This is a genomic window from Pseudidiomarina fusca, assembly GCF_032227045.1.
In the GTDB taxonomy this organism is placed as follows: Bacteria; Pseudomonadota; Gammaproteobacteria; order Enterobacterales; family Alteromonadaceae; genus Pseudidiomarina; species Pseudidiomarina fusca.
The window spans coordinates 1-22,165 of record NZ_JANFPJ010000028.1; the positions used below are offsets into that span (position 1 = coordinate 1).

Annotated in this window: 20 protein-coding genes and 4 tRNA genes; 7 read left to right on the forward strand and 17 right to left on the reverse strand. The window is 48.2% G+C overall.

Annotated features, from left to right (window positions below; genetic code table 11):
* Nucleotides 1-76: 76 nt before the first annotated feature.
* From NOG12_RS11390 to NOG12_RS11405, 4 genes are all read right to left on the reverse strand, one after another.
* Nucleotides 77-442, reverse strand: coding sequence for a MaoP family protein (locus NOG12_RS11390; protein WP_110075450.1), 366 nt, complete (start codon nt 440-442; stop codon nt 77-79).
* 127 nt (nt 443-569) lie between these two features.
* Nucleotides 570-2,717, reverse strand: a complete 2,148-nt coding sequence (locus tag NOG12_RS11395) for a TonB-dependent receptor domain-containing protein (RefSeq protein ID WP_313933315.1) — start codon at nt 2,715-2,717, stop codon at nt 570-572.
* Between the two features lie 29 nt (nt 2,718-2,746).
* Nucleotides 2,747-4,843 (reverse strand): cytochrome D1 domain-containing protein, encoded by a 2,097-nt coding sequence (locus NOG12_RS11400; RefSeq protein ID WP_313933316.1) that lies wholly within the window; start codon nt 4,841-4,843, stop codon nt 2,747-2,749.
* Between the two features lie 221 nt (nt 4,844-5,064).
* Nucleotides 5,065-6,348 (reverse strand): acetyl-CoA hydrolase/transferase family protein, encoded by a 1,284-nt coding sequence (locus NOG12_RS11405; protein ID WP_313933317.1) that lies wholly within the window; start codon nt 6,346-6,348, stop codon nt 5,065-5,067.
* 46 nt (nt 6,349-6,394) lie between these two features.
* Here NOG12_RS11405 and NOG12_RS11410 point away from each other — a divergent pair, with 46 nt between their 5' ends.
* A complete protein-coding gene (locus tag NOG12_RS11410) occupies nt 6,395-6,766 on the forward strand; it encodes a DUF423 domain-containing protein (protein ID WP_153827101.1) in 372 nt (123 codons plus the stop codon).
* A complete protein-coding gene (locus NOG12_RS11415; protein ID WP_153827100.1) occupies nt 6,766-7,245 on the forward strand; it encodes a hypothetical protein in 480 nt (159 codons plus the stop codon). The genes NOG12_RS11410 and NOG12_RS11415 overlap by 1 nt, the downstream gene beginning before the upstream one ends.
* Here NOG12_RS11415 and arsJ read toward each other — a convergent pair.
* From arsJ to orn, 8 genes are all read right to left on the reverse strand, one after another.
* On the reverse strand, nt 7,228-8,439 hold the full coding sequence (gene arsJ, locus NOG12_RS11420; protein WP_153827099.1) for an organoarsenical effux MFS transporter ArsJ: 1,212 nt from the start codon (nt 8,437-8,439) through the stop codon (nt 7,228-7,230). The genes NOG12_RS11415 and arsJ overlap by 18 nt on opposite strands.
* The gene (locus NOG12_RS11425) at nt 8,440-9,435 is read right to left on the reverse strand and encodes an ArsJ-associated glyceraldehyde-3-phosphate dehydrogenase (RefSeq protein ID WP_110075457.1); all 996 of its coding nucleotides are present in this window, start codon (nt 9,433-9,435) and stop codon (nt 8,440-8,442) included. It abuts the gene before it with no gap.
* On the reverse strand, nt 9,432-10,184 hold the full coding sequence (locus NOG12_RS11430; protein ID WP_313933318.1) for a metalloregulator ArsR/SmtB family transcription factor: 753 nt from the start codon (nt 10,182-10,184) through the stop codon (nt 9,432-9,434). Before NOG12_RS11430 ends, NOG12_RS11425 begins: the two co-directional genes overlap by 4 nt.
* 161 nt (nt 10,185-10,345) lie before the next feature.
* Nucleotides 10,346-10,421 (reverse strand) — tRNA-Gly (locus NOG12_RS11435).
* A gap of 12 nt (nt 10,422-10,433) precedes the next feature.
* A tRNA-Gly gene (locus NOG12_RS11440) sits at nt 10,434-10,509 on the reverse strand.
* Between the two features lie 12 nt (nt 10,510-10,521).
* Nucleotides 10,522-10,597, reverse strand: a tRNA-Gly gene (locus tag NOG12_RS11445).
* A 12-nt stretch (nt 10,598-10,609) separates the two neighbouring features.
* Nucleotides 10,610-10,685 (reverse strand) — tRNA-Gly (locus tag NOG12_RS11450).
* A gap of 131 nt (nt 10,686-10,816) precedes the next feature.
* Entirely contained in the window at nt 10,817-11,365 is a 549-nt protein-coding gene (gene orn / locus NOG12_RS11455; RefSeq protein WP_110075459.1) for an oligoribonuclease, read from the reverse strand.
* A 94-nt stretch (nt 11,366-11,459) separates the two neighbouring features.
* Here orn and rsgA point away from each other — a divergent pair, with 94 nt between their 5' ends.
* The 3 genes from rsgA to NOG12_RS11470 are packed head-to-tail and all read left to right on the forward strand — an operon-like array spanning nt 11,460 to nt 14,166.
* Nucleotides 11,460-12,530: a small ribosomal subunit biogenesis GTPase RsgA gene (gene rsgA, locus NOG12_RS11460; protein WP_313933319.1), complete on the forward strand. Its 1,071-nt coding sequence runs from the start codon at nt 11,460-11,462 to the stop codon at nt 12,528-12,530.
* Nucleotides 12,527-13,396 (forward strand): archaetidylserine decarboxylase, encoded by an 870-nt coding sequence (asd, locus tag NOG12_RS11465; RefSeq protein ID WP_416380906.1) that lies wholly within the window; start codon nt 12,527-12,529, stop codon nt 13,394-13,396. Before rsgA ends, asd begins: the two co-directional genes overlap by 4 nt.
* 41 nt (nt 13,397-13,437) lie before the next feature.
* A complete protein-coding gene (locus NOG12_RS11470; RefSeq protein WP_313933320.1) occupies nt 13,438-14,166 on the forward strand; it encodes a glycerophosphodiester phosphodiesterase in 729 nt (242 codons plus the stop codon).
* Nucleotides 14,167-14,194: 28 nt separating this feature from the next.
* Here NOG12_RS11470 and NOG12_RS11475 read toward each other — a convergent pair whose 3' ends face one another.
* The 4 genes from NOG12_RS11475 to nudC form a co-directional block, all read right to left on the reverse strand.
* Nucleotides 14,195-17,296 carry an efflux RND transporter permease subunit gene (locus NOG12_RS11475; protein WP_313933321.1) on the reverse strand — a complete coding sequence of 1,034 codons (3,102 nt, stop codon included), beginning with the start codon at nt 17,294-17,296 and terminating at the stop codon, nt 14,195-14,197.
* Nucleotides 17,297-17,299: 3 nt separating this feature from the next.
* A complete protein-coding gene (locus NOG12_RS11480) occupies nt 17,300-18,355 on the reverse strand; it encodes an efflux RND transporter periplasmic adaptor subunit (protein ID WP_110075464.1) in 1,056 nt (351 codons plus the stop codon).
* Nucleotides 18,356-18,463: 108 nt separating this feature from the next.
* Nucleotides 18,464-19,528, reverse strand: a complete 1,065-nt coding sequence (gene hemE, locus NOG12_RS11485; protein ID WP_153827094.1) for a uroporphyrinogen decarboxylase — start codon at nt 19,526-19,528, stop codon at nt 18,464-18,466.
* Nucleotides 19,529-19,589: 61 nt separating this feature from the next.
* Nucleotides 19,590-20,408, reverse strand: a complete 819-nt coding sequence (gene nudC, locus NOG12_RS11490; protein WP_153827093.1) for an NAD(+) diphosphatase — start codon at nt 20,406-20,408, stop codon at nt 19,590-19,592.
* 88 nt (nt 20,409-20,496) lie between these two features.
* Between nudC and rsd the strand changes: the two genes are divergently transcribed.
* The gene (rsd, locus tag NOG12_RS11495; protein ID WP_110075466.1) at nt 20,497-20,967 is read left to right on the forward strand and encodes a sigma D regulator; all 471 of its coding nucleotides are present in this window, start codon (nt 20,497-20,499) and stop codon (nt 20,965-20,967) included.
* 26 nt (nt 20,968-20,993) lie between these two features.
* On the opposite strand, the gene NOG12_RS11500 is transcribed toward rsd, so the two are convergent.
* A complete protein-coding gene (locus tag NOG12_RS11500) occupies nt 20,994-21,788 on the reverse strand; it encodes an FKBP-type peptidyl-prolyl cis-trans isomerase (RefSeq protein WP_313933322.1) in 795 nt (264 codons plus the stop codon).
* An 86-nt stretch (nt 21,789-21,874) separates the two neighbouring features.
* Here NOG12_RS11500 and NOG12_RS11505 point away from each other — a divergent pair, with 86 nt between their 5' ends.
* A complete protein-coding gene (locus tag NOG12_RS11505) occupies nt 21,875-22,108 on the forward strand; it encodes a SlyX family protein (protein WP_153827090.1) in 234 nt (77 codons plus the stop codon).
* Nucleotides 22,109-22,165 lie beyond the last annotated feature (57 nt).

The window sequence follows — 22,165 nt, forward strand, 5'->3', positions numbered from 1 at the left end:
ATTGGGAGGATCGGTCAACCGATCGCTAAAATATTTCTTAACTGACTGGCATTAGGCTTTCGCCAGCTTTTTTTGATTAATCTTCAACCACTAAATCGTCATCATCGCCACCGCTCACCTCAAATGCGTCATCGGTGTATCGGCTACGACCATACATACTGCCAACTTTAGGTCGGTTAATGCGAGCTTGATACTTAGACCAAGCCTTTTCTACCGCAGTATCGGCGGCCTTTTCACCACGCGCAACTGCCAACAAGGATTGCTCTTCAGCCGTTTGCGGTTCAATTTCGCCACTCATTAATGCAGCAATCATACTGCCGTGTTTAGCTAATAAATCGCTTTCACGGATAGAAAAATCACCTGAGCGGGCAAACCCATAAGGGTAGTTTTTGAAGTCGTTAAACGGCTTCTTAATAATCTGTTCACGGTTTAATGTTGCCATGATGTGCCTATCCTCCAGACCAACAACTCCAGAAAAACTGCGACGCCTCTATTCGTCAGTGACGATATAGAGGCGAAATGAGCTGTTGTCAACAGATTTATTCAAATTAATTTTGCTGCAGCGCTAATCAGAATTGATAATTAACCGTTATTCCAGCATGCAATCCCGCTTCTGCTAAGACTTCCAGACTAGGATCTGCTATCGGATACCCACTAACTCGGGAATTTTTCCAATAGCGTCTATCGGTTAAATTGAACAAGCCTGCACCGATGCTTAAGTCATCAGCTACAAACCAGCGATTCACCCAATCCACAGTGGCGTAACCAGGCGCTGAGAACAATAAGCTGCCATCGGCATCTTGTAATTCACGTTGCCCACGCACTGCCGTGAGGACCAAGCGCGATTCCCAGTCGGCATTACTATAACTCACTTCTAGGATAGCTTGAGGTGGCGCAACATCAGCTATGGCGAGGCCTGTTTCACGATCTTCACCACGACTGTATGCTAATGCCAGCTGACTACTCCACTGCCGATTCCAGACTGCTTGCCACTCAAATTCAGCCCCTTCAATCACCACTTTATCGCGGTTAATCGATTGAAATATCAATAATTGCCGAACCGGATCAAAGCCCAAACTGGCGCGACTCTCAATAAAATCGCTATAACGATTGTGGAACACGGCCGCAGTTATTGAGTGACCGGTTAAACGCGCGCGTAAACCTGTTTCAAAGGTATAACCACGTTCGGCTTTCAAATCAGGATTGGCAATTGCCAAGACTCGAAACTGTGGATAATACAAGCCCACGTTAACATCACTAAAAGGCGGCGCCCGATAGCCACGTGCGTATTGCCCAAACCATTCAACCTGCTCGCTTACCGGCCACACTACACCAAACTTAGGTAGCCACGCAGATTCGGTTAAATCGGTAACCGTAGATTGTGGATAGCGCAATTCAAACAGGGCATCATGGCGAGCCCGTAAACGGTAGTTCTCGTATCTTACCCCAGGGCTAATAACCGGTCCCTGCTCCCAGAGTTCGATTTCGTCATGCACATACATCCCAAACTCTGTCACTCTGCTACGCGGAAAATCACGCAGCGGGAAAGTCTCACCTAATAAAACATTGGTGCTAACTTGAGTGGTTAAATTGGTTTGTAAAGCGTCACGTTCATCAACTAAGCTTGAACTAATCCATTCAAAGCCGTAGCCAAGTCTATGGGCAAAGCCGACACTGTCGAACTGTTTAGCTAAGTCAGCGCCGATGCCAGCGGTACGCTGGGTAAATTCAAAATCGCGCTGAATAAGCAACGGCTCGGGTAACAGCATACGCTCTTCATGGGAGTCTTGTTCGGTATCGCTGTATTGATAATATAACCGCCACTGGCCGGTATCGGCCCATGCTTGCGGTTCCATCTCTAAATCGATCAGAGCACGCCACTGCTGCCGAGCATCATCACCAGCCAAATAAGTGGTCGATGCTTGGCGACCTTCACCTAAACCAGAGCGGATATTCGTATCTCGACTCTCTTGCAAAGCGTCCAAGGTAAATTGCCAGCGGCCCCAGCTCGCATCCGTTGCTAATCGAGCTAATAATCCTTGTTGGCGATGATGTTGCAAGTCACGGTCACTAGCAGCGACCCCCTCGCTTCGTAATTCTTGCCCATACTGTAATGCTGCAGCTAGCAGCAAGGAACCGGACTGATTTGCATAGGCCTGCGCAGCCATCACTTTGGCACGATGACTATCGCTGTTATAGCCTAACTGCAACCGAGTACCGTAGTTGCTGCCGTATAGCACGTCATCAGCCTCAAGTAAGCTAATCGCAACCACCCCGCCCAAAGCTTTAGAGCCATACAAGGTGGATGCCGGTCCGCGTAAGATTTCAACACGGCTTGCCAGCCCGAGTTCCATTAAGCCACGACCGGTATCAGAAAATGCTCCAACCGAAAACTGGTCGGCTACTGGCACTTGGTCTATGACGATTGCGGTGCGGTTACCACCAATACCACGGATACGAAAACCGCTATCACCAAACCTACTACCACCGTCATCTATTTCTACTCCTACTTGATAGCGCACTAAGTCGGTTGCATTAAGCACCAAGTCGCGCTGCATTTGTTCTTCGCTAAGAACTGAAACTGTGCCAGCCACTTCAGAAAGTTGCCGTGGCTGCCGATGGGCAACCACGGTGATCACTTCTATATCAGCGTTACTACTATTCACATCCTGTTGAAGAGCTTGCGCTGGCTGGGCTACTACAGTGAGCCCAGCCATTGCGCAATAAAGCGCTGTTTTTTTCACTATTAATAGACCTCGTTGCGAGTATTGTAGTTGTTAAACTTGCCAGTTGGAGTGACCATTTTCTCACCCTTAATGACATGCTTCAGCTTACGAGTTTTGTCGTCCACAATCACAATCGCCGACTCTTCTTCCTGACCACTCCATACCGAGAACCAAACTTCATCACCGGCCATGTTGTATTCAGGTTGCACGATCCGTTTTGGACCCGGACCTAAATCAGCCCACTCACCAATCGGTAAGGTATCAAAACCAGCGTCTAGATTGTCAATATTGAAGACAGCTACCGACTGAGCAATTTTTGCATCAGGGTTAAATGGAGTATCTACCCAAAGGTTTTTTGATTTTGGGTGGGTTTTGATGAACAACGAACCACCACCTTGACCTTCTAACACGCGGACAACTTTAAAGGCGTTGTCTTTATGCTGCTCAGGGTCAGTACCAATCAGCGTGATATCTGCATTACCTAATGCACTAGTTGCCCAAACCGGACCGTATTTAGGGTCAACAAAATTAGCGCCACGACCTGGGTGCGGAATCCGTTTTACCGGAATTAGAGCTTCTAATTCACGCTCTAACGCATCCACTACTGCAATGGTGTCGTTCTCGTTGGCAGCAGTCATAAAGTAACGACCAGACCGATCCCAACCGCCGTCATGTAAGAACGGCGCCGCATCAATAGTAGTCACGCTTAAGTTATCGATATCTGAATAGTCCACCAGTTTAATTTGACCGGTTTCTTTCACGTTAACGATAAACTCAGGGTGTTTATGCGAACCAACAATTGCAGCTACTCGAGGCTCTGGGTGATACTCTTGAGTATCCACAGTCATACCGCGAGTCGATACAATTTTCTTCGGCTCTAACGACTGACCATCCATAAGTACATAGTGTGGCGGCCAATAAGCACCAGCTATCGCGATCTTATCCTCGTAACCTTTATAACGAGAGTTCTCTACTGAGCGAGCTTCAAGACCAATCTTAATCTCGGCGACTACTTGTGGCGGGAACATGTATAAATCGATCAAATCAATCTTACCGTCACGACCTATGGTGGTGAAATAACGACCTGAGCTAGAAGCACGAGAGATGTGCACCGCATACCCAGTTTTCACGTAGTTGAGTACTTTTTTGCTAGCACCATCAATAATGGCTACTTCGCCGGCATCACGCAGCGTAACCGCAAACATGTTATCTACGTCATAATCATGCTGAGGCTTGGCTGGGCGATCTTCTGGCTTCACGTGCACCACCCAACTATCTTTCATCTCTTTCATGCCCCACTCAGGAGGAGTAGGTGGCTCGTGCTGTAAGAAGCGCGCCATCATGTCAATTTGCTGCTCAGTTAATTCACCTGAGGTACCCCAGTTTGGCATACCACCTGGTGACCCGAAGTTAATCAGAGCTTTAAGGTAATCCGTGCCTTTTTTCTGCGTGATATCAGTAGTTAAAGGTAGGCCAGTTGCGCCTTTTCGTAACACCCCATGACAACCAGCGCAGCGTTGGAAGTAAATTTCTTGGGCTTGCGCAAACTCTTCTTCACTAATATCTGGGGCGCCAGCAGTTTTCATCATCTTGCCACCAGCAATCGGTGATGGAGCACCTTTATAGCCCACTTCAGCAGCAGTAGAACCTGAGTGAGGTTGACCTTCGGCACGATCTTTAAGGCCTAACTCTACCCGCACATTTTCTACTTCTTGCTCAGTAACCTTGGCACCTTTGTTACCCCAGCTATTGAGCACATAGTTAGCAATATCAGCAATTTCTTCGTCACTGATATGCTGCATGGGGGGCATCACCGCATTGTACTTCTGGCCATTGACTTCAAGCGGGCCTGTCATACCTTTCAATACGGTGCGCACAACGTGTAATTTATCACCAGTAACATGTGGATTACCGGCTAACGGAGGAAAAGCACCAGCTAGACCTTTACCTGTTGCTTGGTGACAAGCCTGGCAATTGGTTTCATAGGCTTTTTTACCATCATCATCAGCCAGCACTGGACTGCTAGATGCAAAAAACATCAAGCCTATGGTCGCAGCCATTAAAGATACTTTCGGGAACAACTTTAGTTTTACAGAGTGGTTAGTTAAAGCTTTCATCGAAGGTCCTCCTTTGGACAGATGAATCATGAGACTACCGTGTCTAATATTAAGCATAGACGATGGTTAATATTTGATCCATGTCACTGAAGAGAGTAAGGTTATTGCGCTAATGGGAGTACCTACAATAGAGTAGTAGGCACTCCGCTTATAGCTTCGATGGCGGCCGACTTCACGGAGAATAATCAACTCAGCAGCTAACGTTATCATTGCGCAAAAAATTAAATCGATACCTTTAAACCCCAATCATCCCATGCAGCCTTAGCTAATTGTTCACGGAATTCAGGGGCCGCGATGTTAATCAATTGACTAGCACGCTCAGATAAACTCTTAGCACGTAAGTTAGCCACACCAAATTCAGTCACGACATAATGTACGTGAGCGCGCGTCGTAACAACGCCAGCGCCCGGACTCAACAACGAACTGATCCTTGATACTTTGCCACCGCAGGCGGTCGCGGGAAGAGCAATCACTGAACGACCACCTTCCGACAGGCTAGCACCTCGCACAAAGTCCATCTGCCCGCCCACACCTGAGTAAATACTAGTTCCCATAGAGTCAGCGCACACTTGGCCGCTGAGATCGATTTGTAAGGCACTATTAATCGCCATCACTTGCTTATTCTGGCGAATCACCGAGGTATCATTGGTATATTCAACGTCTAAAAAGGCAACTTGTGGATTATCATGCACAAAATCGTACAGCTTCTGACTCCCCATGGCGAACGTGGTAACGATACGACCACGATGCTTGCGCTTACGGGAGTTATTGATCACGCCGCTTGCCACCAAGGGCAATACCCCATCAGAAAACATCTCCGTGTGAATGCCTAAGTCTTTGTGATTGCCCAAGCAAGCTAAGGTTGCATCGGGAATAGCACCGATCCCCATCTGCAGGCAATCGCCATCATTAATCAGCCCAGCTACACGCTCGCCGATTTTTTGCGTCACCGCATTCTGAGCCGGTTGTTGATGGATTGGCATCGGCGCTGCAGATTCAAAATAACGGTCAATCTGATTAATCGAAATAAAAGAATCACCGTGGGTACGTGGCATGTGCGGGTTCACCCAAGCAATGACTTTACGCGCCACCTGCAACGCGGCGCGGGTAGCTTCAACTGAAATCCCCAAACTACAATAACCATGTGCATCAGGTGGAGATACCTGGATCAAGACGGCATCAAGGGGCTGCTCACCCGAGCGAAATAACTTAGGAATTTCAGATAAAAACATCGGCACATAGTCGGCTAATCCTTGCTGCACGGCAGCGCGAGTAGACTTACCGACAAAGAAGGCTCGTTGGCGCAAATGGCCAACTAAAGCAGGATCGGAAAGAATCTCACTATGTTCTGTATGCAATTGCAGTAACGTTAAGTTTTGTCGATGTAGCGCGACCTCTGCTAGGCCTTGCAGCAATTTGTAAGGGGTTGCTGCCATAGATTGACACCAAATAACATCGTTATCCTCTAGAATAGCAAGTGCTTCTGCGGCATTCTGTACCAACATGGTGGCTCCTTTGGGGCAGTATCAAAATAAGATAAGGTTCATAGCTATGAAGTTATTCGTTATGCTCGGTGCAATCAATATGGCTATTGGGGTAATTCTTGGAGCATTTGGGGCACATAGCCTAAAAACATGGTTAACTGCAGACATGCTAGCGGTGTTTAATACTGGCGTCCAATATCAAATCTACCACGCATTGGGATTACTCATGGTGGCTGTGTTGATGATTCCGTATCCGAATTCAGGTGGTTTACGCACCGGCGGTTGGCTGTTATTAGCAGGGATTATTTTATTTTCGGGTAGCTTATATTTGCTAGCACTGACAGGTCATAAATTTTTTGGACCGATAACTCCCGTGGGTGGCTTATGTTTTATCGTTGGCTGGATCTGGCTATTTTGGGCCATGCTGAAGGAAATTTAATGGCCTCAGCAGCAACTGCTAAACAGCCCAGTAACAACTTTATTAGCGCCTGCGCTGGGCTGCTACTGGTTTGTTTTAGTCCGCAGGTACTGGCTAACGAGCTGGCTAGTTCACCGCCCTCTAGCTCAGCATCTACAGGCCCTATCCCAGTATGTTACTATGGGCAACAGGTGCGAGGTCATAACTGCGAAGGTGATCCTCAATTACTCTCGGCTTTTGATTTTCGTCAATTGCCTGGCGCTGAACTGCAGGGGTATTTACCCACTCCCGCTCAACTCAAAGCTTGGCTGCAAAACCCAACCCACGCCCATCATGTTAAACAACTCGAACAGGTCAGTGGTACCGATGCCTACTTACTTACCAGCGAGTTTGTACGACATGGCTCCGAGTTTCTAGTCACCGCAGTCGCACTCGACACCCGCCAAGTTGAGCTACGACCATGGCGACAACCGTTGTTGGTACTATTGTTGCGGCCCTGATAAGGCAGGTAATTTGGCGACTACTAGCGTCGAGCCAAACAACAATACCGTGGAAATAATGAGACAGGCGATAAATCCCCATTGTTGGTAAACCCAACCTGACAGTAGCGTGCCTAATAACCGCCCCATGGCATTGGCCATGTAATAGAAACCTACATCCAAAGAAACACCATCGCTACGAGCAAAGGCTACGATAAGGTAGCTGTGTATGGATGAGTTCACCGCAAACAAGATACCAAAGAGACCTAACCCCAGCATCATACTGGTCGCTAACGGCAGTTGCAGCCACAAAGCCAAAGCCAATAGCAGCGGACTGACCGTTAATGCAGCGCCCCAACCTATTGCTTGTCGCGTTGGCGTAGCTGCTGACTTTGCAGTTAACTGAGGTGCGCTAGCTTGCACTAGACCATATCCTATAACCCAAACTGCGAGAAAACTCCCTACCTGCCAATGCTGCCATTGCAAATGACTAGCTAGATAGACTGGCAACGCCACAACAAACCAAACATCACGAGCACCAAACAGCAACATTCTTGCCAAAGCCAAAATATTGATGGGTCTACTCTTGGAGAGTAAATCACGGAATTTAGGTTTAAAGGTGGCTTTGCCGGTATCGCTACGCAACAACCACAAACTGGCTAACCATACCGCACTTAGCATGCTCAACATCACCAATACGGCACCTTGAAAGCCAAGTAAAGTGAGCAATAGCCCACCGGCAAAAAAGCCGACTCCTTTTAAGGCGTTTTTAGAACCTGTTAATATCGCCACCCACTTATACAACTGGCCTTGTTGGGTGTCTGGCACCAGCAATTTGATGGTACTTTTAGCACTCATTTTATTAAGATCTTTGGCGATGCCCGATAAGGCTTGCGCCAACATGACCCAGAGCACTGTGAGCCAGTGGCTTGGCACTAACAGCATCGCTAAAGCTATCAGCTGAATAGCTAAACCAATATTCATGGTGCGATTCAAGCCCCAACGGGCTCCCAACCAACCACCAACTAAATTGGTAATCACCCCAAACAACTCATAAAAAACAAACAGCATAGCTACCGCTAAAGCACTGTAGCCCAACTGATGAAAGTGCAGCACCACCAGCATGCGCAAGGCACCGTCGGTGAGAGTAAAGGCCCAATAATTACCCGTGACTAGTAAGTATTGACGCACAGCTGGTGATAACTGCTGCAGCATTTACGCCACCTTCTCAATTAATTCAACGGTACGGTTGGCATAGCCCCATTCGTTGTCATACCATGCGTAAATTTTTACTTGGGTACCATTAATAACCTGGGTTGATAGGGCATCAATAATGCTCGAGCGTGGATCGGTTTTGTAATCAATGGACACTAAAGGCCGTTCTTCGTAGCCTAAAATCCCCTGCAATTGATGCTCAGCAGCCTCTTTTAGCCAACCATTCACCTCTGCTACTGTGGTTGCTCTATTCACTTCAAACACACAGTCGGTTAGCGAGGCATTCGCCAATGGCACTCGCACCGCATGGCCATCAAGCTTACCTTTCAGCTCGGGGAAAATTTCCACTATCGCGGTGGCCGAACCGGTCGAAGTTGGAATCAAGCTCATGCCACAAGCACGTGCACGACGTAAATCCTTATGTGGTGCATCTAGAATACTCTGGGTGTTGGTCAAATCATGAATCGTGGTGATCGAGCCGTGCTTGATACCTATGTTATCTTGCAGAACTTTCACCACTGGCGCTAAACAATTGGTGGTGCAGGATGCAGCGGTAATAATCCGGTGTTTCGCAGCATCATAAAGATGGTCATTAACTCCCATCACTAGATTTAACGCACCTGGTTCTTTGACTGGTGCAGACACCACCACCCGCTTCACGCCTTGCTGCAGGTATTCGTTGAGCACAGCTACCGTCTTCATTTTGCCGGACGCTTCAAGCACGATATCGCAACCTGACCAATCGTTTTCTGCGATAGTTTTGTATTGTGAAAACTTGATGATGTTGCCGCCAATCTGTAAGTTTCCATCCACCGCACTTGCTTCATGCTCCCAGCGGCCGTGTACGGAATCAAAATTGAGCAAATGCGCAAAGGTCTCTGCTGCAGCGCCAGGGTCGTTGACTTGAACAATTTCTAAGGCTGGATTTTGCCAGGCAATTCGTAAGGCCAAGCGACCAATTCGTCCTAATCCATTAATACCTACTTTTACTGTCATACTTCCTCCTCTGGCGTAGCGTTAGTAACGCACGCACTATGTTGGGCTACTGCTAGCTGTGGATTGTAATCTGCAGTAGCAGCGATTACTTTTTTCATCCAGTCGGGCAGCGCCGGATTCAAGCGATAATAAACCCAGCGCTGATCTTTACGGTCTAACAACAAACCGTAATCTCGTAATTGCGCTAAATGGCGAGAGACCTTAGGTTGCGACATTCCGGTCAATTCTACCAAGTCGCACACACAGCGCTCCGTGCCACTGGCGAGTATGCAAATCATGGTGAGTCGTAACGGATCCGCCAGTACCTTAAAAAGTTCTTCGGGGCGATTAAATAAATGCGCTTGTCCCGCTCGCTTGCGTTGAATCAACAAGAACATCCGAATCCGCTCACTGAGCTCTTGTGCGGTGCGTTGAAAAGCTTGGCTATCGTTATTGCTGGCAGGATCAGGAAAATCCCAAGCAATGAACTGACTACCTGAATAGTCGCTTTGACACTCATGTCGCGCCCTATCACATAAACTAATCACATAATCAAAACGACTATCTGCAAGTTCATCCAGATGTTTTGCACGTAAACCGCTGGTATCGATATTCATGGCGGACAAGGTTGAGATCACGGCTGGATTGATCTGAGCAGGCGCCGTGCCAGCGCTGGCAATCACATCTTCAGGATCAGCAAATTGCCGCATAATGGCTTCCGCGAGCAATGACCGTGCAGAATTAGCAGTACATAGGAATAAGACCTTCATTGCTACCTCATGGTTAACTTCATGAGGCTCATCATATATGGCAATCCGTATGTAATGCAAGATATATATGGATTTCCATATATATGCATTTATAAATTAAATAGGCTAAATAACAGGCACAAAAAAACCCGAGAGCCTGAAGCTTTCGGGTTTTCGGAATTTGGAGCGAGAAACGAGATTCGAACTCGCGACCCCAACCTTGGCAAGGTTGTGCTCTACCAGCTGAGCTATTCTCGCAGATGTCGACGTTGGAGCGAGAAACGAGATTCGAACTCGCGACCCCAACCTTGGCAAGGTTGTGCTCGACCAGCTGAGCTATTCTCGCTGATGTCGACGTTGGACCGAGAAACGAGATTCGACCTCGCGACCCCAACCTAGGCAAGGTTGTGCTCGACCAGCTGAGCTATTCTCGCTGATGTCGACGTTGGACCGAGAAACGAGATTCGACCTCGCGACCCCAACCTTGGCAAGGTTGTGCTCTACCAGCTGAGCTATTCTCGCAATCGTCAACGAGGGCGTATTCTACGGATTCGCCTTTTTTCGTCAACCCCTTTTTTGCATGTTTATGACGCTTTGTGCGGATTTCCGTCGATTGTTGTACTAATTACCAACAATCCAGTCGCAATTCAGAGCTATTCGGGTAATTTGAAAAAATGCTCACGATAATATTTAAGCTCTTCTATCGATTCACGAATATCGGCTAGAGCGGTATGGGCGCCCTGTTTCGTTAAGCCGGCGGCCACGTCTGGCGCCCAGTATTTCGCCAGTTGCTTTACCGTACTAACATCTAAATTGCGATAATGAAAAAATTGCTCAAGTTTAGGCATATGACGCGCTAAAAAACGGCGATCTTGACCGATACTATTACCACACATGGGCGATGTTCCAGGGGTAACCCACTGTTGTAGAAACTCAATAGTCGCCTGCTCGGCAGCAGCATCATCTAAGGTGCTTTCTTGCACTCGCTGCACTAAACCAGAACCCGTGTGCGTGCGCACATTCCAATCATCCATCTTGGCCAAATGAGCTGGCGGCTGATACACCGCTAAGACGGGCCCTTCAGCCAGTACGTTCAACTGGTAATCGGTGATGATGGTGGCGATTTCAATGATATGGTCATGGTCAGGCTCAAGCCCTGTCATCTCGAGGTCAATCCAAATCAACCGTGCGGCTGCGCTCATAGTAGTTCCTTAACGGCTATGCTGATGAAGTTTAAAGCACTATTGTGCGTAATAATGTATGATTATGGCTAGTGTTTAGCGGAATTAATTTTACATGGCGAAACAACGCAAGCTCAATAAAGGTCAACTACGACGGATGCAGGCCAATCAACAAAAGCGTCTGCAACAAGCTGAAGCCCCAGCCACGCCTGAATTAGAGACAGATGCCTCTAGTTTAGGAGCGCCTGAAGCAGGAACTGTGGTTAGCCGCTTTGGCCAGCAGGCCATTATCTGCACCCCCACCGAGCCCGATCTACGTTGCCATATTCGCCGCTCGGTAGACTCCTTAGTGTGTGGTGATGTGGTGGTATGGCGGCGTTTGCAACAGAGCACCAACGATGTAGTCGGTGTGATCGAGGCGGTACAGCCACGCAGCTCCTTACTAAGCCGTCCTGATTACTATGATGGCTTGAAGCCCGTAGCCGCAAATGTCGATCAGATTTTGATTGTGTCTAGCGTATTGCCGGCTTTTTCAACGCAAATCATTGATCGCTACTTAGTCGCTTGCGAGGACATTGAAGTCACCCCAGTGATCATTCTCAATAAAGCTGACTTATTAGCTGACATTGAAGCCGACGCAGCTGCTGAGATTCAATCTGCACTGGCCATGTATCAGGCGATTGGCTATCAGGTACTACAAGTAAGCGCCAAACAAGCCGCTAGCCTGATCAGTTTGCAACAGGTGTTAGATGACCATGTCTCTATCGTAGTCGGTCAATCTGGGGTTGGTAAGTCCTCACTTGTTAACGCATTACTGCCCGAAATAGACGCAGAAGTAGGCGCCGTTTCAGATAACTCTGGCTTAGGTCAACATACCACAACGGTTGCTACGCGTTACCCGCTGCCCAATGGCGGTGTGTTAATCGATTCGCCTGGTATTCGGGAGTTTGCCCTTTGGCACTTAGAGCCCGAACGCGTGGCTTGGTGCTTTAAAGATTTTCGACCCTATTTAGGGCGTTGTAAATTTCGTGACTGCAAACACTTAGATGATCCTGAGTGTGCGTTACAACAGGCCGTAGAAACAGGTGATTTATATGCGCTGCGCATGTACAATTTTCACCGTATCATTGAGTCGATGACGCTGAAAAAGCCATCGCGCGTAACACCTCGAGGAAAAAAATCGTGAACTGGGATTCGGTAAAAATTCAAGCTCAACATTGGACCCCCAAGCATGCGCTATCTCGCTTAGTGGGCCGTTTTGCGGCAGCCAAGGCCGGTTGGTTTACCCAGCTATTTATTCGTTGGTTTATCCGCCAGTACAAGATCAATATGAGCGAGGCGCTGCACGAAGATCCGCGCGCCTACAAAACCTTTAATGAGTTTTTCACGCGCCAGCTCAAACCTGAATTGCGCCCCTTAAAAGCAGCTGCAGAGCATGAGTTTGCTCATCCGGTCGACGGTGCTATTAGCCAGTTAGGCGATATCGAAGATGGCCGGATTTTTCAAGCTAAAGGGCACGATTACAGCTTAACTGAACTGCTTGGTGGTGATCCACGAGACTCCCATCCATTTAAAAGTGGTGATTTTGCGACCATTTATTTAGCGCCGAAAGATTATCACCGTATTCACATGCCTTGTGATGGCGTGTTGCGCAAAATGATTTATGTGCCGGGTGATTTGTACTCAGTAAATCCTTTCACCGCTGCCAATGTACCCAATCTCTTTGCGCGCAACGAACGCGTGGTCTGTATTTTTGATAGCGAGCACGGTCCCTTTGCGATGGTCTTGGTCGGTGCCACCATTGTCGCCAGCATTGGCACCGTATGGTCGGGTACCGTAACCCCTCCACGCGGACCTAGCGTCCACAGCTGGAACTATCCGAGCTCAGGTGAGCAAGCCATCGTGCTGAAAAAAGGTGAAGAGATGGGTCACTTCAAACTTGGCTCTACGGTTATCCTGACCTTTCCAGACGACATGATTGATTTTGCTGATGAGCTAGAGCCTGGTTCTGTCACCCGCATGGGTGAGCTCTTAGGCACCTTGGACGACTAGCCATTTACCCATAACCTATCGCCAAGTAAGGATGAGTTAGCATGCTTATTTTTGCGCATCGAGGAGCTAGCTTCGCGGCCCCAGAAAACACTCTGGCCGCTTTTGCGGCAGCCATCGATGCGCAGGCCGATGGCATTGAGCTAGATGTCTATCCCTTGGCTGATGAATGGATTGTGTTCCATGACCGTTACCTAGCACGCTTAGCAGCCCAGCCGGGGCGTTTAAGTGATCTAAGCCTAGCCCAGGTACGCCAACTGCAAGTATTTGGGCAGCAACCGGTGCCTACCTTGGCTGAAGCACTAGCATTCGTTAATGGTCGCTGTGCCGTCAATATTGAGCTCAAAGGCGCGGATATCCAACGCGGCTTAAGCAAGCATTTATTGCATGCCATCAAGCAACATCAGTTCAAGTTCTCACAACTCATTATTTCAAGCTTTAATCACCATTGGTTGCAGCAGTTTAAACGCGACCACCCGCAATTCAGAATTGGTGCACTCACGTCCTCATGTGGGCTTCATTACGCAGCTTTTGCGAGTGAACTCAATGCTTGGTCAGTGCATATTGATGTCGATTTTGTTACCCCTGCCTTTATTGCTGACGCCCATCGGCGGCAACTCAAAGTCTTGGTCTATACGGTAGACGAGCCAGAGGACATGCGGGAACTACAAGCGATGGGTGTGGATGGGATTTTCACGAACAACCCGCAATTGGCGGCTAATGTATTGCGCGGCTTACCGGTAACCGCAAGAGAAGCGACGCAACTGGATTAATGGGCATCCAGTTGCGTCATCAATAGCATTAGTGGGCTCGGGTATCCGGATGTTGTTGCTCCAGCTCAGCTAACTCATTCGCAAGCTGCTCTGGCGAAGTCGTGTTACGTGCAAGGAGTGAGTACAGCCCAGGAATAACAAAGATGGTTAAGAAGGCTGATAAGGCTACCCCACTAAAAATAACGCCCCCGATCACCATCCGACTTTCAGCGCCAGGGCCCGATCCCAGTATCAATGGAACCGAACTCATCAAGGTGGTAAAGGCCGTCATCACAATTGGCCGTAAGCGCTGCTGTGAGGCGCGAATTAACGCATCATCAAAACGCATACCGGCATCTCGCAACTGGTTGGCGAACTCCACAATCAAGATACCGTTCTTAGCCGCTAAACCAATCAGCATGACAATGCCGATTTGGCTGTAAATATTGATGGTCATATCTGCTGCGTACATGCCGATAACGGCACCTAACACTGCCACTGGCACCATCAACATGATCACCAACGGATGCACAAAGCTTTCAAATTGTGCTGCTAACACCAAGTACGCAATCAGCAAGGCTAGTACAAACACGAAAATAACCGAGCTACCGCTTTCTTTGTACAACAGCGACTCGCCTTTATAATCAATCGAGACATCATCAGGCAGTTCAGTTTTTACGATGTTTTCTAGATAGCCTAGGGCTTCACCCAGCGAGTAACCTTCGGCCAAGTTGGCTTCAATGGTAATACTACGCATACGGTTATAGCGGTTGAGTGAGCCAGACGTAGCCTGTTCATCTACCGTCACCAAGTTCGATAACGGGATCAGCTGATTAGTAGAAGTTGAACGCACGTAGATATTATCGATGGCAGTAGGGCTACGATAGTCAGAACGCTCACCTTCTAAAATCACATCGTATTCTTCACCGCGATCCAAATAGGTGGTTGCACGCCGTTGCCCCAACATGGTTTCTAAGGTACGACCGATATCTCCCACCGATACACCAAGGTCGGAAGCCCGCTCTTGGTCAATCCGAATCAGTAATTGCGGCAAGGTCGCTTTGTAATCGGTATCTAAATCTAGCAAGTTAGGATTCTGGCTAGCTTTTTCTATCACCACCTGGGCATAAGCAGCCAATTGCTCGTAAGTATTACCTTGCAAGACAAACTGCACCGGACGCCCGTTCCCCCCACTAATACCGCTGCGCATGAAGGCAAAGGCTCGCACCCCAGTCACGTCGTTAAGTTGCTTGGATACCTCATCCATCAGCTCAAAGCTTGACCATTCGCGCTCTTCAAAAGGTACAGCTCCAACAATCGCAATACCTGCTGAATCGCCCCAACCCGGTGACCGAATAATTAACCGATCAATTTTACCTTGGTCTAAATAAGGTAATAAAATACTTTCAATTTCACGCATATGGGCGGAATTTGACTCAAATGAAGCACCTTCAGCACTGCGCACCATCACGTAGAAAGTGCCTCGGTCTTCTGGTGGTACAAATTCTTGCTCGATGAACTTCATCATGCCAAAGGCTAGCACACCGGACAGTACCACTAACGCTGCAGACATCCACGGATAAGCCAACACTCGCTTAAGTAGTTTGACATACCCGTTTTCTAGCTTCTCAAAACCGCGGTCCATGATCTGCCCGAACTTACTCGAGCGCTCTTTTTTGCGCAGAATTTTAGAGCTGAGCATGGGCGACAAGGTTAATGCCGCGATACTTGAGAATGCCACCGCCGCAGCAATAGCTAAGGCAAACTCAGTAAACAATTGGCCTATGTTGCCATCTAAAAAGGCTAATGGAACAAACACTGAGATCAGCACTAAGGTGGTTGCAATGACCGCGAAACCTACTTCACGAGCACCGCGATAGGCCGCTAATAAAGGTGGCTCGCCAGATTCAATCCGACGATAAATATTTTCTAACACCACAATAGAGTCGTCGACGACTAAGCCGATAGCCAGTACCAATGCTAGTAACGTCAGTAAGTTGATCGAAAAGCCCATCGCAAAGAGCGCAATATAAGAGGCAATAATAGCTACCGGAACAGTTAAGGCCGGAATTAAGGTGGCGCGGATATTACCCAAGAACAAATAAATCACCACCACGACCAACGCCATCGCGATGCCCAAGGTGTTATACACCTCGTCAATCGAGCCTTTGATGAAGATAGATGAGTCGTAGCTAGGCACGATAAACATAGTTTCTGGTAGAGTTTGCTCGATAATAGCAATCTCCCGCTTCACATTTTCAACCACATCTAAGGTGTTGGCTTTGGATTGTTTCACAATCCCGATACCCACCATGTTGATGCCGTTACCGCGGAAGTCAGTTTTATCGTTCTCGGCCCCCATTTCGATCCGCGCAACTTCAGCTAAACGAACCAATTGCCCATTGTCGCCACGCTTGATGGTGAGCCGTTCAAAGTGCTCTGGGGTAAGGTAAGTTCGTGCCACCCGCACCGTGAACTCGCGGTCAATCGACTCCACTTCACCAGCTGGCAACTCAATGTTCTCAGAACGTAAGCGATTTTCAACATCGGTGACGGTAATGTTACGGGCCGCCATGGCGTCGCGGTCTAACCAAATACGCATGGCGTAACGTCGCTCGCCCCCAAGTTGCACCCGTGCTACGCCGTCTACAACGGAGAGGCGATCGGCAATGTAGCGATCAGCATAATCAGTAAGCTCTAGTACCGACATGCTTTCACTACGCAGGTTGTACCAAACGATGGTACTTTCATCTGAGTTAGCTTTGGAAACTTCAGGCGGGTCAACTTGCTCTGGCAAGTTATCTAAAACGCGCGATACGCGATCTCGCACATCATTCGCGGCGGCATCAATATCACGGGTTAATTCAAACTCGATGCTGATGCGAGAGCGGCCATTTCGGCTGCTTGAGTTGATGCTTTTGATCCCTTCGATACCGCTAATCCGGTCTTCAATGACCTGAGTGATTTGAGTTTCTACGATATCAGCGGAGGCCCCAGTGTAATTGGTGTCTATCGATACTACCGGGGGGTCAATATCTGGGTACTCACGCAATGGCAGCATGGTAAAAGCGACAATACCAAACACGATCAGTAGAATATTAACTACCGCTGCAAAAACCGGTCGTTTAACCGAGAGGTCTGACAAAATCATGGCTTAGTCCTCCCGAATCTTGACTGCAACACCGTCGCGCAAACGCACCATGCCTTCAGTAACTACCTTGTCACCAGGTTTAATCCCATCCAATATTTCAACAATACCGGGTTTACGACGGCCAACAGTAACTGGCACTTGCTTGGCCATATTGTCGCTGGTGACCACATACACGTAGGTCTGATCTTGGACTGGAACAATCGCCTTTTCTGGCAAGATCATGGTTTCGTCCACACTACGCAATAGGTTCACCCGCAATAACATGCCGGGACGTAATTTATTGTCTTCGTTGGGAATGTTAGCTCGAACTAAAATGGAACGAGTTAGTGGGTCAACGCGCGAGTCGATGCTGCGGATCACGCCACGAAACTCTTCGCCGGGGTAGGCACCACTGCGTGCCGCAACTTCTTGGCCAACTTTCAAGCTAGCAAAATAAAGTTCCGGAACATTAAAATCTAATTTAATCGGTGAGGTGTCATCAAGCGTAGTAATTTGGTCGCCAGGGGCGACTAACGAGCCTACACTGACATAGCGAATACCCAGTTGGCCGCTGAAAGGAGCAACAATGCGTTTTTGTGCGAGTTGCGTTTCCGCCACTTCTAACGAAGCGATGATCTCTTTCACTAACACATCTTGAGTTTCTACTTGTTGCTGCGATGCAGCATTTTGCCGACGTAAGTCTACTAAACGCTGATACTGACGGTTGGCCTCGGCTAAACGGAATTTAAGCTCTTGTACCCGTGCGGTTTCTTCACGTGAGTCTAGCTCCACGAGCAACTGCCCGGCCTCAACAAAATCACCATCATCAAAGTGCACCGCCATCACTATTTCTTGGGCTTGGGCAGTCACCACGATGGATTCATTTGCTTGCGCCGTACCTAGCGCTTCAATCACATCTCTGAATTCGCTGATTTGTGCAGATTGCACTTCAACCGGGACGGGGTTTTGTGGACGTTCTTCTTTGGGCGCAACTTCAGCAAACCAATAAAAGTATGCTACTGCTGCAGCCAGAATAAGGACAACAATGCTGACTGGATTAAAGACGTTCCGTGCGGCCATAAACCCTCTAGTACTACGTTTACAAAAATAAGATACCCTTATTGTAACGCAGTACTGTGGTAAGGAGCGCCCGCTTACCGCCGAATAAGCGGGCTTTACCGCAAACTCTTAACGATGGTAAGCCGGGCTCAGCTCATGTACGGCATCAATAAAGGCGCCAGCATGTTCTGGATTCACTTCAGGGTGAATTCCATGACCGAGGTTAAACACATGCCCTGTACCTTGACCATAACTTGCCAAGATGGTTGCAACTTCTGCGCGAATTCGCTCTGGCGAGGCGTACAAAATACTTGGGTCCATGTTGCCTTGTAGTGCAACTTTGTCGCCAACTAAACTGCGTGCAGTAGCTAAATCAGTGGTCCAATCCACCCCTAAAGCATCACACCCCGTTGCTGCCATATCGGCCAACCAGGCGCCGCCATTTTTGGTAAACAAGGTTACTGGCACTTGGCGACCGTCGGCGTGGCGCGTCAATCCACTGACGATTTGCTGCATGTAGCGCAACGAAAACTCACGGTAGTCACGTGGGCTTAGTACGCCACCCCAAGTATCAAAGATCATTACCGCTTGCGCACCGGCTGCGATTTGCGCATTCAAATAGCTAGTCACTGACTGCGCCAGCTTATCTAACAACAAGTGCATCGCTTGAGGTTCAGCGAACATCATTTTTTTCACGACACTGAAGTTTTTGGTGCTGCCACCTTCAACCATGTAGGTCGCTAAGGTCCATGGACTACCCGAAAAACCAATCAATGGCACCTGACCTTTTAGCTCACGGCGAATGGTACGCACTGCATCCATCACATAACCTAACTCTAACTCAGGATCTGGCACCGCTAGTTTTTCGATAGCCGCTAAATCACGTAATGGCCGCTCAAATTTAGGACCTTCGCCGGTTTCAAAATACAAACCTAAGCCCATCGCATCTGGGATAGTAAGAATATCTGAGAACAAAATCGCAGCATCAAGACCAAACCGACGTAATGGTTGCAGAGTCACCTCACAAGCTAGCTCTGGGTTTTTACACAAAGCCATAAAATCACCGGCTTGCTTACGTACCTCGCGGTATTCTGGTAAATAGCGACCAGCTTGACGCATCATCCAGATCGGCGTGCGCTCGGTGGGTTGACGCAACAAAGCACGTAAGTACAAGTCATTTTTTAATTCAGTCATGAGAATCTCTATTCCAATTAAACCGGCTTGATATTAGCCGGCTATTTTACCAGCGAATGGCTTATTTTTCCTGATCAATTTCAGCTTTTAATTGCATTATTAGCTTATAGGCGATGGTACCCGGTAACGGGATTCGCGGCAGCTGGTCGATATCAAACCAATCGCCTTGCTCGAGTTCAAACGGGTCAAGCCTGAGTTCACCACTACGCCACTCAGCGGTGTAGCCTATCATCAACGAATGCGGGAAAGGCCAGGACTGACTCGCCACGTAGCGATGATTTTTGATTTCAATACCGGCTTCTTCCATAACTTCTCGGGCTAGCGTTTGTTCTAAGGTTTCGCCCGCCTCAACAAACCCAGCCAAGACTGAAAACAGTCCTTCGGGATGGCGCTTACCGCGCGCTAACAGCACCTTACGGCCTTTTCTAATGGCTACAATAATGCAAGGTGAAATACGCGGGTAACAACGATGCTGGCAGCTATGGCAATGCATGGCTAATTCCCAGTCAACTGCTTGCATCCGTGCTCCACAGCGACCACAAAAACGGTGGGTTTGCAGATAATCTGCTATTTGCTTAGCCCGCGCGGCCATGGCAAACATATCATCATCTTGCTGCACCAACACCTCACGCAGGCTATGAAAATCGCCCAACGCAGCAAATTCTGCGTCGCCAAAATCAGCCATCACTAAATAGCAATTGCGCTCACGCAACTCGCCAATGAACACCACTTTATAGTCATTCAAGTCTGGCAAAGGCAACTGATCTAACTGCCCATGGGGAGGTCGATTATCGGTAGGACTGAGCAGTAGTTCGCCCGCGGATACAATAAACCACCAAGCTGGCTCGTCAGCAGCAGGCTTTTGGTACGGCTTTGACATGCTTATGTTATCCTTTTCAAACAAAAATAGTTGACGATAGCTTAGCATCATCAGTAGATTGATGACTATGATTCAAACGGAGAACTGCATGTTAAAACGCAACGAACACGCCAAACAACGCTGGAGTGGCGCTCATCAGGCTATAGATACCTGGCTACAAGAACGACAGGCAGTATTAGTGGATTATTTTAAATTAGCTGGCCTAGCGCCCTATGAACGCGATTCACAAGCACTCCCGGCAGCTCAGGATATCCGTCATTTTTGCGAGCTATTGATGGATTACGTATCGGCCGGTCACTTTGAAGTGTATGACCAGATCATCCGCAACAGTCAACAAGCACCACAAAGTACCCGTGAATTAGCTAACGAAGTTTTTCCGTTAATTAGCGACACCACCGAAATTGCGCTAGACTTCAATGACGCTTACGGCGAAATCAATGAAGACAATGGGTTACAACAGTTCGACCAGCATCTATCGCACTTAGGCGAAGCATTAGAACTACGGATGGAATTTGAAGATAGATTACTGAGCACACTAGAGCAGCATCAACTGCTCTAATGGCTCCTTGCTGTAGACGCTTGGGCTTAACCAGCGTCTACTGCGTTGTCTTCTGCAGTTTGAGCTTGTTTCACGTCTAGCAACTCAACTTCAAAAATCAAGGTTGAGTTAGCCGGAATCAAACCATTACCCACTTCACGCTCACCATAAGCTAGCGCCGCTGGAATCACAAAGCGGAACTTATCACCCACGCTCATCAACTGCACGCCTTCAGTCCAGCCTGCGATAACACGGTTAAGAGGGAATACAGCTGGTTCACCACGCTCAACTGAGCTGTCAAACACTTCGCCGTTGATTAAGGTTCCTTCGTAATGCACTTCTACGATATCGGTTTCAGTTGGCTGCGCGCCACCTTCAGCACCTTCGCTAATCACTTCGTATTGCAGGCCTGATTCAGTGACAGTTACGCCTTCGCGTTGCGCATTTTCAGCTAGATAGGCTTCGCCTTCAGCTTGGGCCTTACCACCTAGAACTTGCTGACGCTGCTCAGTCACAACTTCTTGCATGGTCATCAATAATTCTTCAGCTTCTGCTTGGCTAAGTTTAGCCTCAGCTTTTACTGCATCAACAAAACCCGTGATAACCAGATCACGGTCAAGTAAAAAGTCTGCCTCTTCTTGACGGTCTAATGTTTTGCCAACAAAAGTACCTACCGAAGAACCTAAGGCATAAGCCATTTTGTCGCGCTCATCTACCGGGGCAGTTTCGCTTACTTGGTAGCTCACGGGGCCCGTTGGTTTCGCTTCTTCTTGTTGTTGCATACAGCCAGATACAGCAAGCGCTACCAAGGCCAGCGCTAAAGGCTTTTTAAATTGCATCATTCTATTCTCCAGGATTGAATTCTCTGTCAGAGTACGTTGTAATTCGTCGCGCTAACTATACTACACATAAATAGGGGCGTTTGCCTATGGCAGCTCAACACGATCATGATGTGATTAATCGAATTGCGAACTTAGAGAGTCAATTAGCGTTTCAAGACGATACTATTGAAACATTAAACCAACTCGTAACTCAACAAGCCGATCAGCTACATAACTTGCAGCGTAAGATGCAAGTTATGTCGGAAAAGTTCCAACAACTGCAAGAGCGCGGCGATAGCGATGGCTTAAAACCCGAGGATGAGATCCCCCCACACTACTAATTGCTACATTTTTTGAAGGTACAGCACAAAACTTGACCCCGCGGCAATGAGTCCGTA